Raw genomic sequence first — 14,938 nt, forward strand, 5'->3', positions numbered from 1 at the left:
AGGAAGACGTGATGGCGGATGACGAAGGGCCGAGTGAAGCCGCGCAGGCGTTCGAGGAGCTGCGCGCCGAGGTGACGCTGATGCGCCGCGCCGTCGAACGTCTGACGGCCGAGCGCATGGAGGTGACCGAGCCGCCCGACTATTCCGAGACGCTGGGCGTCATCGCTAACAACATCACCGCCACCGCGCAGCGCGTCGATATGCTGGTCAAAAGCCCTATGCTGGCGATGACGCCCGAACAGTTGGCGGGACGGATTACCGCGGCGGCGAGCACGGCGCGCCAGGAAGACCGGCAGACGATCGCTACGGCGCGCACCGGCCTGGAGGACGTGACCCGCCAGCTTCACGGTTATGTCGTATCGGCGCGGCGTGGTGACGAGCAGAACCGCTGGCTGATGTGGACCGCGATCGGCGGGATCGTGGTCGGCATGATCCTATGGGCGGTGTTCGCTGGCATTGTCGCGCGCGCCGTGCCCGCGAGCTGGCAATGGCCGGAGAAGATGGCGGCCCGCTCGCTCGACCTGCCGATGTGGGAAGGTGGTCAGCGTCTCATGCGGACCAGCGCGCCTGACGCTTTCGCCAGTATCGCGGCGGGAGATCGGATCGTTACCGCAAACCGGAAGGCGTTCGAGGCGTGTCAGAAGCGCGCGGTGAAGGCCGACACTGCTGTGGCATGCACGATAAAGGTTGGGAGATGAGAGCGCCAGCTACCAGGATCACATCACCCTAGCCGTTCAGGTGGGGCTTGGCTTGCATCACAAGCTTGCAGTCAGATGCAACGACGATCATCATGGCTGCTGAGCGCAGCTGCCAGACCCTATGCGTGCTGGTAAGCCTTGAGATCAGCGCGGTTCTGCTGCGATCACATAATCCGCGCCTGACGCCAGCGCGCCTTCCGCCTCGATCAGCGCCAGCGCTTCTGTCCGCAGCACCGCGGCGTGTGCCTCCAGCGCTGCGGCGAGCGTGCGGTCTGCGAGCCGGGTAATGCGCGGGGCGCACATCGCGATCTGCGCCTCCACGAAGCGTGCGCCGAAGCGGATCGGGAAGCGCTCTGCCGCGATCGGCTCGAAGCCCGAGCGGCGCAGATTGTCGATCACCCATTCGGCAGGATATTCACGGTATGGGCGCTCGCCGGCGAGCAGCAGGCAGGAATCGCGCAGTCGCCCGATCCGCCATACGATACGCGCCGGCGCCTCGGTGGGTTCGTCCGCGGGCACGTAGGGGTCGAGCCCGACCACATAGAGCCGCCCGCCCGTTAGCGGCCGCAGCCGCGCGAACAGGCGTTCCTGGAAAGCGCCGCCTACGGAGACGGTGGAGGTGTCGTTGTACGAGCCATGCACGCGATCCTCGCCAAAGGCAGAGGGCACGCGGTAATCGTCGCTCTCGCGGTGAACGCCCTCGACGCGCAGCGCGAAATTGCCCGCGCCCGCGGTGATCCCCCCGACGAGCGAGCGTTCGTCGTCAGCGGTGCCGAGCCGGCCTTCCGCCACGCCCTCGATCCCGTTCACCGGGATGGCGGTGGGGATCTTGGAATCGAGCAGATTGACCGCGCCGCCAATCGCGCCGCCACAATACAGCAGCGTTGCGGGGCCACGCAGGACCTCGATCCCGCGCAGCAGCAGCGGCTCGGTGACCACCGCATGGTCGGGCGAGACGCGCGAGGCGTCGGCGATTTCCGATGCGTCGGACAGGATCTGCACGCGCGGCGCCGTCTGGCCGCGGATCACCGGACGGCTGGCGCCACCTCCGAAATTGTCGAAATTGACGCCCGGTTGCCCCGCTAGCGTCTCACCCAGGGTGGCGGTGCGGCGATGCACCAGCTCGTCGCCGGTCAGTGTCACCACCGGCGTCACCGTCTCGTCGGCGCGCTGGCGCAGCGGCGATGCGGTGACGAGGATGTCGTCGGCGCGATGCGCGCCATCGGTGCGCGCTGTGTCGGCCTGTGCGTGCGCGGGCAGCGCCGCCAGCGTGCCCAGCGCCATCGTCGTCGCCGCACCCGTCAGCAGAATGGTTTCCGTGATCATATAAGCCCTTCCCCGGAACAGCGAGGGGTTATGTCACAAGATATCATTACGCTCAATGCCGGCGAGGTAACGAGATCTAAAACAACAAAGGGGGCCGCAGCCCCCTTTGCGAGCGTCGATGCGCTCAATCATCTGGTACCGCCCTCGTTGTGACGCGGACGATACCAATGAGTCTTAGTTGCTGTCCGCGTCGTCGTCGCTGTCAGCGATCACGACGATGCCGGCGATAACCGCGGCAGCGGCGAGAACGGCGATGATGACGCCGCCGCCAGCTGCCTTGTCCGCCTTCGCGGAGGTGGAAGCCACACGAGCCGACTTGGTGACCGAGAGCGACGACGCGGAGTTGGCAGGAGCAGCTGCAACCGGAGCCGCGACGAGAGCAGTGGCAGCGACTGCTGCGAGGTACTTGGAGATCATGGAAGGCCTTTCCAAAAATGAGGCGCCGCAATGGATCAACGCACGACCAATGTCGATCCGTTTCGTGGGTGTGTCGGGTCGATGTGAACTATATCACAGAGCCTTAGGGAAGCGTGCGGTGCTTCGTCCGCAGCGGCCCCGTTGTGAGCGCCGCGCTCTTCAAAGGGAGCTCGAAACAGGCGCAGCGCTCACGATCGACCCAAGCTGTTACTAGGTGCCGGCGGTGCCTGTTCGGCCAATTACCCGAGTAACACAAGAAACATTTCAGAAGGCAACGGATCGGCGTGGCTGCTCGCCGCGCGGCCGAAGCCCGCGCACGATGTTCTGCGTGGCAAATGATTTTCCTCTTTCGTTCTGCCGCCGATTGACTCAGAATCATGGCCATGCCGATCCGCCCCGACCATCGCTGGCTGTATCCGATCGACTGGCGCGAGCTCTCGCACTTCGTCCGCTTCCAGCGTGCCAAGGGGCGGTGCGAGCATTGCGGGCGGCCGCATGGCGCACGGGTGCGGCATCTCGGCGACGGGCGCTGGTATGACGAGGAGCGGCGCTGCTGGCGCGACGATCGCGGGCGGCGCGTGCGCGGGCTGGTTTCCCCGGAGCGCATGCCGCGGCAGCTGCGCCTCGCGGAGCTGGCCGGCGAGCCGGCGCTGCCGTCCACCCGTGTCGTGCTGGCCAGCGCGCACCTCGACCATGATCCCGGCAACAACCATCAGCGTAACCTGGCGGCGCTATGCCAGCGCTGCCACCTGGCGCACGACCGCCCCGAGCACCGTCGCCGCCGCTGGGCCACCTTGTTTCGCCGCCGTGCGCTGGGGGATCTTTTCCTCGGCATCTATCGCTAGAGGCGTCGATCTGTATGCGTGTCGACATGTTCGCGCGGCCCTAAGATTATCGGAGCTGCCGCCGAGCGATGCACTTTATCCCCTTGATGCGTGTTATGCCGAACGAGACAACAAAGGGGAGTTTCTTCATGCGCTCAACGATGCTTGTTCCGCTTGCCGCCTGTGTGCTGCTCGCCGCCTGCGGCAAGGGCGAGGACAGCGTTTCCATGACCAATGCATCGCTGGAGGATGTCGCCAAGGCGCAGACCGCCAAGCTCCAGCCCGGCCAGTGGGAAATGCGGATAGAGCAGGTCAGCAGCGAGACCAGCGGTGGATCGGGCAACCTGCCCCAAATGCCGAAGGTTCCCGCCAGCAGCACCAAGGTCTGCTTGACCGAGGAGCAGGTGAACAATCCGCAGGGCATCCTGGGCGGGGCATCGCCGATGCAGAAGAACTGCGTCTATGACAGCTTCACCATGGCGGGCGGCAAGATCGACGCGAAGATGCGTTGCACCATGGGCGACATCAAGGTCGAGGGAACGAACAGCGGCACGTTCAGCGCAACCGAGATCGCCTCGGAATCGCACACCACCGTCACCGGCCTGCCGGGCGGGATGACAAGCAAGTCGCATCTCAAGATGAACGGCAAGCGGCTGGGCGAGTGCCAACCGGGCGACCTGAAGGCCGGTGACACCAAGGCACCCACCGCGACAAGCTGAGGCGGCGCAGTCCCGCGCGGCATGGAGATAGGCAGCCCGGCCGGGGCGATCTGTTCCAGGGCGTCCATCGATCGGTGGACACCAGGCGGAGGTCGCCGCATCCTGTACGATCGTGGCGACCAGCGGATCGGCAAATCGTTCATGTACCGTTCTTCGTTCCTCGATCGGCTCGTTCGGCGTTTGCGGGCCAACCGGCGCCCGCATCCCCCGGCGTCACCCACGCGCGAGTTGATGCCGCAGCCCGCCGACGATGCCGCGCCGCATCGCCTGCCGGCCCCGGACCCGACCCCGCTTCTGCCACTGGTCCGGCGGTTTGCGGCTCCCGGCTTCAGCTTCGGAACGTGGCAGGGTGGGGAGACGCGCGACGGGGTGATGCAGATGTCCTTTTTCGCGCTGTCGCCGGACGGAGAGGCATTCGTGACCGCCGCTTATCAGGGGCATTGGGTCCGGCCGGAGATCGACTGGTCGGGCTGGGCGTCCGGACCAGCCTACAAGAGCTTGCGAGGCGATGCCAATGCGCTGGCCGGGGCCAGCACCGACAAGATCGCGCATTTGCTGATCACGCTGATCCGCGGTGATCGCTGCAACGAGGGGATGCTTGCCACCGCGTTCGACTAGGGGCTGCTGATCCGCATCCTGGAGCGGTTTGCCGTGCTGGCGCGTGAGGGCGCAGCCGGGACGTTCACCCGGGAGCAGTGACGCTGGCGGCTATTGTGATACGTCACAGGTCGCTTGTCAGATGTGTCAACATGTAGGTTTGTCGGCACGTCTATACGTCAGGTTCCGTTCCGTCCGACTCCGCGATCGCTTCGACGTCCTCAAACACTTCCAGTGCGACGTTGACGAAATTCTCCGCTTCCAGTTGGATCAGCGGGATCGGGGCGTGCGCGGCATCGATCCGCTCGACCTTGTCGGCGGAGATGCGCACGAGGAACCGGTCGCAGTTACTCAGCACCAGCATGCGGATCGCGCGATTGTCATCGAGCGCGATATTCTCGACGATCCCTTCGTATGCGACGTTGGCTCCCTCATGCTCGAGCGTGGTGACGACATAGGCGATGATGAAGCTGTTCGCTGGGCGCGCCAGATCGACCCAGTGCTTGAGCCAGCCGAAGCTCGCCGCCTCGCGCAGGTCGCGCACCCAGCGCCAGCCGCTCGCACGATAGGCGACCAGTGCGACGATCAGCGCCGGCAGCAGCAGCGCCACGAACCAGGCGAGGAATGCGCCATCCCCTGGCACGCCGGCCGAGCGGCCGTTGGTCAGGATGACGCGATAGACGTTGGGATCGAAGGCGAGCGCCAGGCACTGGCCGCTCCACCGGCACAGCCCCGCCTGCACTACGAACAGCGCGGACAGCAGGATATGCCCCAGCAGCGCGCCGAAGACGATAACCAGCAGGCTGAAGGTCGATCCCGGCTTCTCGGGCGCCTGCGAAATGAGGTCGGAACGTTCGCCGGCGCGCAGGCCAGCCCATAATCCGAGACCCGGTGCTAGCAGCAGCAGCGCCAGGAACAGGGTGTAGCTGAAGCTCACGTGGACGGCGGTCTAGGCCGTCTTGGTCGCGGCCTCGGCGTCGTTCACGGCGTATCGGCCATCCACGGCGCTGCGCACCACGAACTTCCCGCCCTCAAAGGTCGCCGCATCCTTGGCCGCCTTCCAACTGCCGAAGCGAGCGCGGACGATATTGGCGGTCTCGATCGACTTCTCGGTGTTGACGCGCATGCGGGCCTCCGAGGAGCAACATAAGCGGTCCGGTCACCCGCGGCAATGCGCGCGTCGCCGTGCATGGTTTCACGGCATTCACTTGGGATCGAACGGCGTGATCCTCGCTCCTTCCACCTTCCACATGCGCCCCTCGCGGGTGGAAACCAGCACCGGCATGCGCATGCTGTAGGAGGTGAAGACGTGGATCTCGGTCGGCGCCGGGTCGAGCAGGTGGTTCACTGTCACCCCGACCGGCGTCGCGCCCGCGGGAAGTTTGGGCCGGGTGATGTTGAGGCAGCCGACGCTATAGGGGCGCGATGTCACCACGGTGCCGTCCGGGCCGACGATCACCCGGTAATGGCCGCCCACCGGATAGCTGTCGGCATCCTGCCGGGCCGACAGGAGGTATACCGCCACGGGTCTGGCACCGCGGGGCGGCAGCACCACGGTGTTGAAGGGCAAGGGCGTACACGGCTTGTACGCCCGCTCCGCCGCGTGCCGCGCCGCGATCTCGCGTGCGCGGGCCAGCACCATCTGGGCGTCCGTCAGGGCCACGGGGGTGGCGAGCACGTCCTGCCGGACGACCTTGCCGTCGCGCACGTCCGCCACGAAGAACGCCCGCGCTTCGGCCGCCGTGCCGCGATAATAAGTGACGCGCAGGATCTGCGGATCGGCCGCTTCGACCACATAGCCGCCCAGCGCGCCCAGCCGGTCCTTTGCGATCGCGGCGGTCAGCGCGTCGCTGCTCACCCAGGCTGCGCGATCGAAGGCATGAAGCATGGCGCCGATCGCCGATGCCTGCGCCATGCGCTGCTCAACGGTGGGAGCATTGGCCGCAGCAGGCGGGGCGGCTTCCCCGGCCTGTGCGGCGACCGAGGCGAGCAGGATTGGTGTCAGCAGCATGAAGCGTCTTCCTGTTCGCGCGTGAACGATATGGTTTGCGGCATGGCAGTTCCCTGTCGCGCGAGCCATAGCTGTAGCCGCTCGCAGACATAGCGGCGTCTGCGCGTCATCGGGGCGATTTATTGGTCACGCTACACCTGGCGGGACGGCCTCGACAGGTCGGTTGTGACACGATGGTCACGCTGAACCTGAGCAGCGAGGCTGTCGGTAAGACGATCGCCCCAAAAGCACGGCTGAGGCGTTGACCCACCTGAACGGGGGAGGGACGCCGATGTGTGCTGGTGACGACGAGAAGTGGATGCGGATGGCGATCGACGTCGCCCGCTCGAAGGGCTCGGACCCGTCCACCTCTCCCCTCGGGTGCGTGATCGTCCTGGATGGCAAGGTGATCGCGGCGGAACGCAACCAGACCCAAGAGCTGCCCGACGCCACCGCGCATGCCGAGATGATGGCGATCCGTCGAGCCCGCGAGGGCACCGGCGAACTGGAGTTGCGCGGTGCGACGCTCTACTCGACGCTGCAACCGTGCGGGATGTGCACGATGGCATCGATCTGGTCCAAGGTCGGCCGCGTGGTCTACGGTGCAGGGCGCGACGACGTTCACGCCATGTATTTCGAGGCCAGGCACGTCGATACACTGTCGTTCATCGGCGATGCTTATCGCGACGATATCGAGATCGAAGGCGGGTGCCTGCGCGAGGAGTGCGCCGAACTCTACTACGGTCCCGCTGCCGATCTACCCGAGGAGGAGCAGGCCAACCTATGAGCGATGTCGTCAACGTGAAGACCGCCAGCGCCGATGAACTGGATGCAGTTCCGGGCTTGCAAGGTCACGGGTTCGAGATCGTCCGCTACCGCGGCGAACGAGGGCGTTTCACCGATCTGCGTCAGCTAGAGGAGGTGCCGGGCCTGGCGGGAAAGGTCGATGGCAGCCGTGCCGCGCTCAGCGTCGGTGAAGGCTAACCTTCAACTGCTATCACAGCGGGGCGATCGCCAGAAACGTCGTGACGACGGTCCTGTCATCGACTGGCTTGTGCAGCACCCGCATCGCCGGCGAGCGGGGCTGAAAGCTGCGGGGCTCCCCCGTCAAATCTCATGGCTGATGGATCGTTCGGCGAAGAACTTGCGCAAGCAACCTTCGCCCAGAGAAGACAGGCGCAATACATACAACTTGACGCACCCTGCAGGTGCGCCGCGAATTGTATGCGGCGCCTCTGGCGAGGCGCTTGGATCGTCGCTGCGCGCCGAGTGTGGCACCGCTCACGCGGGTGCCAGCGCTATCGCGGGGGTCGCGGCTTCGCCGCCCTCGTGGCGGGCGTGGGCGGCCCTTTACGCTTCGCGATAGTCCTGCAGCGCGAACGGGTTGAGGAACTGGCGCCCGCGCATCAGGTCGCGATCGACCACTGACAGTCCGGCCTCGTCGCAGACCGCGTCATAGCGCGCCGCGATGACCGCGATCTGCCGGTCGATGATCGCGTCCGCCTGCGCGCGATCGAGCAGGAAGACGCCAGCGGCATCGACGCACAGCGCAAGGTGGCTGTCGCGCCGATTGCCCCGGATCAGCATGGCCTGACTGGCCTCGCCGCCCGCCCGCGCCTGCGGGCAGATGTCATAGGCCGGGGTCAGCGTCAGCGCTTGTCCGTCCCAGAAGGCCGAATGGTTGCGGGCATGATCGTCGGTGTTGCCGCACAGGATGTTAAACACCAGCCGACCGAACAGCTCATGCAGCGTCTCGCGAGGCGCGGCGAAGCGGTGCCGGACGATCTCCGCCAGAACCTCGTAGCTGGCATAGCGGGCCATCAGCTCGTCGAGTTCGAGCAGGGTCAGCGCCGACACCATTGCGCGGCGCGTCCAATCTCCTTCGGTTGCAATCCGGTCGAAGCGTTCGACCAGCAGCACATCCTTGCCCTGCGCGCGCACCAGCCGCACCGGAGCGACATCCAGCCCGATCTCGCCGGCGAGCCGCATGGCGACGAACTCCGCCTTCACCACGTCCTGCACGTCGCCGATCGCCGGGAACTTGGCGACATATTTGGTCGTGCCGTCGGTCAGGAACGCCTTGGGCCGCGCGCCGCCCAACGAGCTGCCGTGGTGCAGCGCCAGATCGAGGTCTGGGGTCAGCGGCACTCCGGCCTCCACCCGCTCGGCAGAGCGGATCAGCTCCTCCAGCGTCGCGGCGGTCGAGGATCGCGCGACATAGTCGGTCGGCGAGGCCTGGAAATCCAGCGCGCCGGTGCGGTCCGAACCGCTTTCGAGCAGATAGCTGAGCTCATCGATTCGATCGACGTCGCCGTCCCGCGCCTGCCGCCCGAGCAGCCGGTTGAGAATGACGCGGCGTCCCCAAGCGTCGGGTGCGGCGTCGCGCAGGCTGCTGGGCATCGAGAGGCCGGGCAGCGGCGTGATCACGCCTGTGACGAGCGGGAGTTCGGGCAGGAAGAGCGGGATCGCGTCGTCCCGCGCGAGGTAGCTGCGGCCGTAGTTGAACAGGAGCCGCTGGCGATCGCGGAAGATGCGGCCGGCGACCACCGGCTCGATGCGTTCGGGCAGCCAGACCCAGACATAGGCCTGATCTGCGGCCTGATTCGCCATCAGAAATCGTCGTCCACCGCCGCACGACGGTTGTGGACGGCCCCGGGCAGCAGCGCAAGCCGGTCGGCTACGCGATGCGCCTCCTGCGCCAGCCCGTTCTCCTCGAAGCCGAACAACGGCACCTTCAGGATCGCGGCCAGCTCGAACACCGTCCCGATCGCACAGCCTGGTTCGCCCCGCTCCACCCGGCCGAGCAAGGCGCGCGAGATGCCGGCACGTGCGGCAAGATCAGCCTGCGAGATGCGCTGCTCCGTTCGCGCCATGCGGATGGTGTTGGCCATTAGGTTCAATGCCTGTTCGGCGTAACGAGAGTGAGCTGTCATTCTCGGTAGTATGCCTCATATATGCAACATATCAAACGGAATGAAACTAATATGCTACATACGGTGCCGATCGCCTATGGTTATTTTGGTGAAGTGAAGGATCTGAAAGATGGAAGGTCGGCAGTCGCCGGCTGAACCCTCGGTAAGCGCCTTCTTCACCACCGGCCATGGCCGGTCATTCCCCAGCATCTGCGTCCGTCAGCCGACCGCATCAGCGGCGCGGCATGACGGCGCACGCATGGAGTTCATCATGCTACCGACACCCACCATCACGACGTTGAGCATCGCCCGGCTTGACATAGGCTACCGGCTCGGCCTCGGTGTTATTGGCGGCGTGTCGGCCGTCCGCAGCGCTGCGGACGACGAACTTTCCGCTTTCAAAGCTCGCCGCGTCCTTGGCGGCCTTCCAGCTGCCGAAGCGGGCCCGGACGACATAGGCGGTCTTGATCGACTTCGCAGTGTTCACGCGCAAGCGGACCTCCACGGGTCAACATAGGCGCTACTGCCACTGGCGGCAATGATACGGACGGGTGATGGGTGCCAATTCTCAAGGTACGTCGATCCGTATGCATGTCGACAGCCTGCTGCGCTCCATCTCTCCTGCACGCCTATGAGCCGGGCTCGCAGGGGCGTAATCAAGATCACAGCAAAGCGTGCCCTGTGATATGGTAAGCGCGAGAAGAGAAATCGGCACGGCGGTTATCGCCGGTTGTGACGTAACAAGGGGGCATGATGGTCCGAAAGGCGGCCGAGCGGATCTGCTGGCAGAGGTCATCGAGATCGCGCATAGTCATGCCGCATCTCGCCCGCACTCGCCAGCCGATCCGCCCGGCTTGTCATTCAGCTTTACGAACCTAGTGCCTCACGGGCAGCCGCGAGTGCGGCCTTGCCGCCCTTGCGCGTCGTCTTAACTGCAACATCAATGGCGTGCTCGACCGTATGTCCCGCTTTGCGGCCGAGCCCGATCTTCTTTGCCGCCTCGCGGCGGGCTTCCGAATAATTTTCCGCGACCATCGGGTAATCAGGCCTGAGATTGTAGCGCTGACGGTACTGATCCGGGGTGAGCCCGCAACTCGACAAGTGCCGGCGCAGCGTCTTGTAGGGTTTTCCGTCTATCATCGATATAATGTATTCCTTAGATGCCAAAGACTTGCGCGCCGAAACGGCCGGCACATACTTCCGAGAGGCTTCTTGAGCTATGGGTTCCGCAGACGCTCCACTAAGCCCAGAAACAGCCGCGTGCATCGAGGCAAGGAATGCCGGCACATCGTCGACGGTGGTACGGGTATTGGGATTGCTCAGCCAGGCGATGGTGAGTTCGGTCGCTAGAGTCACGTTATCGATGTCGTCGCTCATAATTACTCCGAAAAAAGGGGTACTGGTTTTGATACGTTGTCGGTCTACAGAGGCGGCGGTGTCGGCTCCGTCACCATTCAGCGCAATACCGGTAGCCTCCTGGTCGAGCGCTTCCGCGTCGAATGAGCGTCGCTGCGGTGTTTCCAGACGCCAGCGTGTTAGGCGTCGTCGTCGCGCCGCGCTGACCAGCCTTACACACGAACAGCAATTATAGGATCCCCAACAAAAGTTGCAAAAACACGGTTAATAGCGTTTAATATGAGTGAGCTGCCAAAGAGTATGCAGAGAGGATCAAACTGGTCATGGAAAAGATAGTTGCCTACGGTTTGATCGCATTAATTCTGATTGTCGGTCTGCCGATCGGTGCGCGGACTTGGCAGCGTCGCCGCCGTCTCCAGCTGCGTCGTAGAGGTATCAAGCGTCACGGGCACTGAGTGAATTTGCCTGTTTGTGATTGAGTACGCCGGTGACCATCGTCGGATGGCGGCACTGTTCGTGGAATGACTGCGTGGAAGCGGGCGATTAACGTGACGTGCTTCCGCCATGCCCCCTCAGCGACGAGGCTCGTGCCGTTTCGGGACTCGTCCCTCCGCGTTCCTCAAGCTCTTTCCCCGAAATCTAGTTAGCACATTCTTATTAACTTTCGGGACGTGGCTGTGAAACGATTCGCCTTCGCATTGATTGCCGGTCTAGCGCTTGGCACTGCTCCAGCGACAGCATCAACGATAGTCCGTGGAGCTTGCGCGTCAGTGAGTGACTCTGCCGGCTGCCTGTTCAAGGGTAATATCAATTCGAACAGCGGCGGAAATGCCAATAGCTACGTTACCGCTCAGAACCTGTACAATGCATTGGTCACTGCCGATCGAAGCATAAGCCTTAATCCTCTGGGTTCGACTGATGACGATAACTTCAGGTCTATCGGATCGCTCACAGGTTCAGGAACGTCATCGGGCACTTGGACACTCGATGGTTACCTCGTCGACTTCATAGCGGTGAAGGCGTCCAATTCCTTTGTGCTATACCAATTGGACAAACCGGCCAGCAGCGGCAGTTGGGATACCTTTGACATCCCCTTTCGCAAAAACGCGTTGGACCTGTCGCACATCGTGTTTTTCGGCGATGTGGTCACCGCGGTTCCCGAGCCAGGCACTTGGGCGCTGATGCTCGTAGGTTTCGGCTTTGTTGGCCATGCCATGCGCCGGAAGAAAGCAAAGATGCCGCACGCGCAAGCTGCCTGACGGATCGGGGCCGGTAGATAGACTCGTACAGCGATCCGGCTTCCTGCGACTGGCGGGGTAGTTCGCGTGCCTCTAGTTCAAGCGCCAACCGCCAGCCTGCGGGTATCGGCCGAATAGCGCTGGGGCACTAGCGCTGAATAACGCGTACTCCGCGCCTTTCATACCGCTACCAAGAAGAGGCAAAGTACGTTCGATGGTTAGCCCAATCGAATAGCTCTCGATCTTAGAGTACGATTGATCTAGCAGGCTCACCCTCGCGCCACGGGTGAGCAGTAGGAGGCGATCGAAGAAGTCGGTTTAAAATCGACCGCGCTCGCTGACGATTGCCAGGAGCGCGTCAGGAGAGGATGCTTCTCATCATGACCGAAGACGACGCCGTGCGGCTGCTGAATGAACGTGTCAGCCTTTTCGCACGTGAGATTGCTGCGCTGTCGGCGCCGCCACGATATTGAACCGCGCCGGGTTTGTCGGAGGCCCCAACTCCTGAGAGGAAGGGGCTATGACGAGCAAGACGACGAACAAGTTCTCACCTGAGGTACGCGCCCGGGCGGTGCGGATGGTGCTGGACCACGAGAAGGATCATCCGTCGCGCTGGGCGGCTGTGGTGTCGATCGCGGCGAAGATCGGGTGCGCGGGCCAGACGCTGCACGAGTGGGTGAAGAAGGCCGAGGTCGACAGCGGCACGCGCGCCGGGGTGCCGAGCGACGTCGCCGACCGGATGAAGGCGCTGGAGCGGGAGAACCGCGAACTGCGCCAGGCCAACGAGATCCTGCGCAAGGCGTCCGCATATTTTGCGATGGCGGAGCTCGACCGCCGAGCGAGGTGATGGTGTCGTTCATCGACGCGCATCGCAAGGTGTACGGGGTCGAGCCGATCTGCCGGGTTCTGCCGATCGCCCCGTCGACCTATCATGCTCACACAGCCAGAAGGATTGAGCCGACCAAGAGGTCGGCTCGGGCTCGGCGTGATGATGCGCTTGGGCCGGAGGTGCGCCGCGTATTCGAGGAGAACTTCCGCGTCTACGGCGTGCGCAAGGTCTGGCGGCAGCTGCGGCGCGAAGGGCTCGACGTCGCCCGCTGCACCGTTGCCCGCCTGATGCGGGCGATGGGCCTGGCCGGCGTGATCCGCGGCAAGCCGGTCCGCACCACCATCAGCGACAGAGCAGCGCCATGCCCGCTCGACCGGGTGAACCGGCAGTTCCGTGCGCCGGCGCCGAACAGGCTCTGGGTATCGGACTTCACCTACGTCGCAACCTGGGCGGGGTTCGTCTACGTGGCGTTCGTCATCGACACCTACGCTCGCCGGATCGTTGGCTGGCGAGCCAGCAGGACGACGCATGCCAGCTTCGTCCTGGATGCGCTCGAGCAGGCGCTCCATGACCGCCGACCGGTTCATCGCGGTGGCCTGGTCCATCATAGCGACCGCGGGTCGCAATACGTATCGATCAAGTACACCGAGCGCCTGGCCGAGGCCGGGATCGAGCCCTCGGTCGGCAGCGTCGGCGACAGCTATGACAACGCTTTGGCCGAGACGATCAACGGCCTCTACAAGGCCGAGGTGATCCACCGGCGCGGACCGTGGCGCAGCTTCGAAGCCGTCGAGTACGCTACCCTCGAGTGGGTGGACTGGTTCAACCATCGCCGGCTGCTCGAACCCATCGGCAACATCCCGCCTGCCGAAGCCGAAGAGCTGTATTATGCTGCCGCGGACAACATCGATATGGCAGCGTGACTCACATCCAACGGCCTCCGGCAAACCCGGCGCGGTTCATCCTCCTATGCCGCGCACCAATCAGCGATCGCCCGCATTATACGCACCAGTCTGTCAGATGAGGATGTGTGTGTCAGGAATTCTGCCCACGGTTAATCTCGTTGGCGCTTCAGATTTTGACGCTGATCGCGGATATTATGCCAGTCTGATTAGTTTATTTAGTGCTGAAGGTAGCGGCCCGCCCCGGCAGTCGTCTTCCGCGAACTCAAACTGCCCGGCGGTTACCCCTTTGCCGCCGGGCAATTTCGTTTGGCCACCCGTTCGTATCAGCTAGCGGGATAGGAGCTACCAGTTGCATCGCCTCTCCGATCGGCGCCGATAGTCAGCGCTCCTCATTTTCGCGCGGCAGCGCCGGCTTGTCGGCCACCTTGTAAATCCGCTCAACCGGCGCCTTGTGCGGAAAGCTTTAGGCATGCCAACTCGGTTCCACTCACCGCCAGCCTCGCGCAGGATATGGGCAGGGCGTGTCCGGGAACCTCTCCGACTTCAGGGTACGAGGTAGAGATGCCGTACCAAGCGGCTGGCTCGGCCTGCCGGTCGGGCATTCGGCACCGACTGCAGGCTGCAGCTCCCTCCGCGCTTCCAGGCTAGCTGGGAGGTGGCACGGATCCGCTCGATGCGGAAGTGCTCGTCGCGCGCCGCGATATGCGCGAAGTGCGCACCGTCGAAATACACAAGTTCTGGGTACATTTGGTTCGATTCAGAAATGAATAAGCGGCCAAACCTAGATCATACCTGCAGGTTCCCCAATCTGCGACGAGTCGAGGTGATGATGCGGTGGGTCAGATTGCGCCCAGCTAGTTGTCAAATGTCCTCGCTGCCCATATCGACAGCCGATCAACATCGAAGCGGCAATCTTGTCGAGCAACCCGCAAGCGCAATCATGTATTTGCTGTACTCCTGTCGGTGACCTCAATCGGTACCAATGGCTCGGCTTTGTACGTCAGCCGCTCAGCGGGCGGCGTCACTACTACGGCCCGCGGCTTGCTGCTAGCGCATGTGCTCAAGCGCGCTGCAGACAGCAGGGCCCGCGCCAGCCCTATTGTCCGCATCACGAGCCGCATCGACCA

17 protein-coding genes and 1 other annotated feature are annotated in these 14,938 nt (G+C 64.0%); of the genes, 8 read left to right on the forward strand and 9 right to left on the reverse strand.

Going from position 1 to position 14,938, the window contains the following annotated elements:
* The first annotated feature begins 11 nt into the window (after positions 1-11).
* Positions 12-698, forward strand: a complete 687-nt coding sequence (locus XM50_RS05695) for a DUF6118 family protein (protein WP_197075411.1) — start codon at positions 12-14, stop codon at positions 696-698.
* 144 nt (positions 699-842) lie between these two features.
* Here the strand turns inward: XM50_RS05695 and XM50_RS05700 are convergent, their stop codons facing one another.
* The gene (locus tag XM50_RS05700; protein ID WP_046408099.1) at positions 843-2,024 is read right to left on the reverse strand and encodes a TonB-dependent receptor plug domain-containing protein; all 1,182 of its coding nucleotides are present in this window, start codon (positions 2,022-2,024) and stop codon (positions 843-845) included.
* 174 nt (positions 2,025-2,198) lie between these two features.
* Positions 2,199-2,441: a hypothetical protein gene (locus XM50_RS05705; protein ID WP_046408100.1), complete on the reverse strand. Its 243-nt coding sequence runs from the start codon at positions 2,439-2,441 to the stop codon at positions 2,199-2,201.
* 383 nt (positions 2,442-2,824) lie between these two features.
* On the opposite strand from XM50_RS05705, the gene XM50_RS05710 reads away from it, so the two are divergent.
* The 3 genes from XM50_RS05710 to XM50_RS05720 all read left to right on the forward strand — a co-directional run bounded on the left by XM50_RS05710 (position 2,825) and on the right by XM50_RS05720 (position 4,602).
* Positions 2,825-3,286: a hypothetical protein gene (locus tag XM50_RS05710; protein ID WP_046408164.1), complete on the forward strand. Its 462-nt coding sequence runs from the start codon at positions 2,825-2,827 to the stop codon at positions 3,284-3,286.
* Between the two features lie 128 nt (positions 3,287-3,414).
* Positions 3,415-3,984 carry a DUF3617 domain-containing protein gene (locus XM50_RS05715; RefSeq protein WP_197075413.1) on the forward strand — a complete coding sequence of 190 codons (570 nt, stop codon included), beginning with the start codon at positions 3,415-3,417 and terminating at the stop codon, positions 3,982-3,984.
* Between the two features lie 231 nt (positions 3,985-4,215).
* Positions 4,216-4,602, forward strand: a complete 387-nt coding sequence (locus XM50_RS05720; protein ID WP_156167165.1) for a DUF6508 domain-containing protein — start codon at positions 4,216-4,218, stop codon at positions 4,600-4,602.
* A gap of 151 nt (positions 4,603-4,753) precedes the next feature.
* On the opposite strand, the gene XM50_RS05725 is transcribed toward XM50_RS05720, so the two are convergent.
* The 3 genes from XM50_RS05725 to XM50_RS05730 all read right to left on the reverse strand — a co-directional run bounded on the left by XM50_RS05725 (position 4,754) and on the right by XM50_RS05730 (position 6,592).
* Positions 4,754-5,518, reverse strand: coding sequence for a hypothetical protein (locus XM50_RS05725; RefSeq protein ID WP_046408102.1), 765 nt, complete (start codon positions 5,516-5,518; stop codon positions 4,754-4,756).
* Between the two features lie 12 nt (positions 5,519-5,530).
* A complete protein-coding gene (locus XM50_RS19995; protein WP_156167167.1) occupies positions 5,531-5,707 on the reverse strand; it encodes a hypothetical protein in 177 nt (58 codons plus the stop codon).
* Positions 5,708-5,785: 78 nt separating this feature from the next.
* Positions 5,786-6,592 carry a hypothetical protein gene (locus XM50_RS05730; protein ID WP_046408103.1) on the reverse strand — a complete coding sequence of 269 codons (807 nt, stop codon included), beginning with the start codon at positions 6,590-6,592 and terminating at the stop codon, positions 5,786-5,788.
* 271 nt (positions 6,593-6,863) lie between these two features.
* Between XM50_RS05730 and XM50_RS05735 the strand changes: the two genes are divergently transcribed.
* Together XM50_RS05735 and XM50_RS05740 are read left to right on the forward strand one after the other, a co-directional pair.
* Positions 6,864-7,358: a nucleoside deaminase gene (locus XM50_RS05735; RefSeq protein WP_046408105.1), complete on the forward strand. Its 495-nt coding sequence runs from the start codon at positions 6,864-6,866 to the stop codon at positions 7,356-7,358.
* Entirely contained in the window at positions 7,355-7,555 is a 201-nt protein-coding gene (locus XM50_RS05740; protein WP_046408106.1) for a helix-hairpin-helix domain-containing protein, read from the forward strand. Before XM50_RS05735 ends, XM50_RS05740 begins: the two co-directional genes overlap by 4 nt.
* 366 nt (positions 7,556-7,921) lie before the next feature.
* Here the strand turns inward: XM50_RS05740 and XM50_RS05745 are convergent, their stop codons facing one another.
* From XM50_RS05745 to XM50_RS05760, 4 genes are all read right to left on the reverse strand, one after another.
* Positions 7,922-9,181: a type II toxin-antitoxin system HipA family toxin gene (locus XM50_RS05745; RefSeq protein WP_082102754.1), complete on the reverse strand. Its 1,260-nt coding sequence runs from the start codon at positions 9,179-9,181 to the stop codon at positions 7,922-7,924.
* The gene (locus tag XM50_RS05750) at positions 9,181-9,462 is read right to left on the reverse strand and encodes a helix-turn-helix transcriptional regulator (protein ID WP_231621869.1); all 282 of its coding nucleotides are present in this window, start codon (positions 9,460-9,462) and stop codon (positions 9,181-9,183) included. Before XM50_RS05750 ends, XM50_RS05745 begins: the two co-directional genes overlap by 1 nt.
* Positions 9,463-9,757: 295 nt before the next feature.
* A complete protein-coding gene (locus XM50_RS05755; protein ID WP_156167169.1) occupies positions 9,758-9,976 on the reverse strand; it encodes a hypothetical protein in 219 nt (72 codons plus the stop codon).
* A gap of 374 nt (positions 9,977-10,350) precedes the next feature.
* Positions 10,351-10,860, reverse strand: coding sequence for a MucR family transcriptional regulator (locus XM50_RS05760; RefSeq protein ID WP_046408113.1), 510 nt, complete (start codon positions 10,858-10,860; stop codon positions 10,351-10,353).
* A 749-nt stretch (positions 10,861-11,609) separates the two neighbouring features.
* On the opposite strand from XM50_RS05760, the gene XM50_RS20000 reads away from it, so the two are divergent.
* Positions 11,610-12,098 carry a PEPxxWA-CTERM sorting domain-containing protein gene (locus XM50_RS20000; protein ID WP_231621870.1) on the forward strand — a complete coding sequence of 163 codons (489 nt, stop codon included), beginning with the start codon at positions 11,610-11,612 and terminating at the stop codon, positions 12,096-12,098.
* Positions 12,099-12,597: 499 nt separating this feature from the next.
* A protein-coding gene (locus XM50_RS05775; protein ID WP_156167171.1) for an IS3 family transposase occupies positions 12,598-13,829 on the forward strand; the annotation gives its coding sequence in 2 pieces (ribosomal slippage) (positions 12,598-12,889 and positions 12,889-13,829; 1,233 coding nt in all).
* Positions 12,882-12,998 (forward strand) — a sequence feature (AL1L pseudoknot). It overlaps the preceding gene by 117 nt.
* Positions 13,830-14,938: the final 1,109 nt, after the last annotated feature.

Source organism: Sphingomonas sp. Ag1 (assembly GCF_000980895.1).
GTDB classification, from domain to species: Bacteria; Pseudomonadota; Alphaproteobacteria; order Sphingomonadales; family Sphingomonadaceae; genus Sphingomonas; species Sphingomonas panaciterrae.

What these genes read in the sequence shown, in the direction of transcription:
- XM50_RS05695 (WP_197075411.1), top strand. Translation starts at nt 12, where the DNA reads ATGGCGGATGACGAAGGGCCGAGTGAAGCCGCGCAGGCGTTCGAGGAG.
- XM50_RS05700 (WP_046408099.1), bottom strand. Translation starts at nt 2,024, where the DNA reads ATGATCACGGAAACCATTCTGCTGACGGGTGCGGCGACGACGATGGCG.
- XM50_RS05705 (WP_046408100.1), bottom strand. Translation starts at nt 2,441, where the DNA reads ATGATCTCCAAGTACCTCGCAGCAGTCGCTGCCACTGCTCTCGTCGCG.
- XM50_RS05710 (WP_046408164.1), top strand. Translation starts at nt 2,825, where the DNA reads ATGCCGATCCGCCCCGACCATCGCTGGCTGTATCCGATCGACTGGCGC.
- XM50_RS05715 (WP_197075413.1), top strand. Translation starts at nt 3,415, where the DNA reads ATGCGCTCAACGATGCTTGTTCCGCTTGCCGCCTGTGTGCTGCTCGCC.
- XM50_RS05720 (WP_156167165.1), top strand. Translation starts at nt 4,216, where the DNA reads ATGCCGCAGCCCGCCGACGATGCCGCGCCGCATCGCCTGCCGGCCCCG.
- XM50_RS19995 (WP_156167167.1), bottom strand. Translation starts at nt 5,707, where the DNA reads ATGCGCGTCAACACCGAGAAGTCGATCGAGACCGCCAATATCGTCCGC.
- XM50_RS05730 (WP_046408103.1), bottom strand. Translation starts at nt 6,592, where the DNA reads ATGCTGCTGACACCAATCCTGCTCGCCTCGGTCGCCGCACAGGCCGGG.
- XM50_RS05735 (WP_046408105.1), top strand. Translation starts at nt 6,864, where the DNA reads ATGTGTGCTGGTGACGACGAGAAGTGGATGCGGATGGCGATCGACGTC.
- XM50_RS05740 (WP_046408106.1), top strand. Translation starts at nt 7,355, where the DNA reads ATGAGCGATGTCGTCAACGTGAAGACCGCCAGCGCCGATGAACTGGAT.
- XM50_RS05745 (WP_082102754.1), bottom strand. Translation starts at nt 9,181, where the DNA reads ATGGCGAATCAGGCCGCAGATCAGGCCTATGTCTGGGTCTGGCTGCCC.
- XM50_RS05750 (WP_231621869.1), bottom strand. Translation starts at nt 9,462, where the DNA reads ATGGCCAACACCATCCGCATGGCGCGAACGGAGCAGCGCATCTCGCAG.
- XM50_RS05760 (WP_046408113.1), bottom strand. Translation starts at nt 10,860, where the DNA reads ATGAGCGACGACATCGATAACGTGACTCTAGCGACCGAACTCACCATC.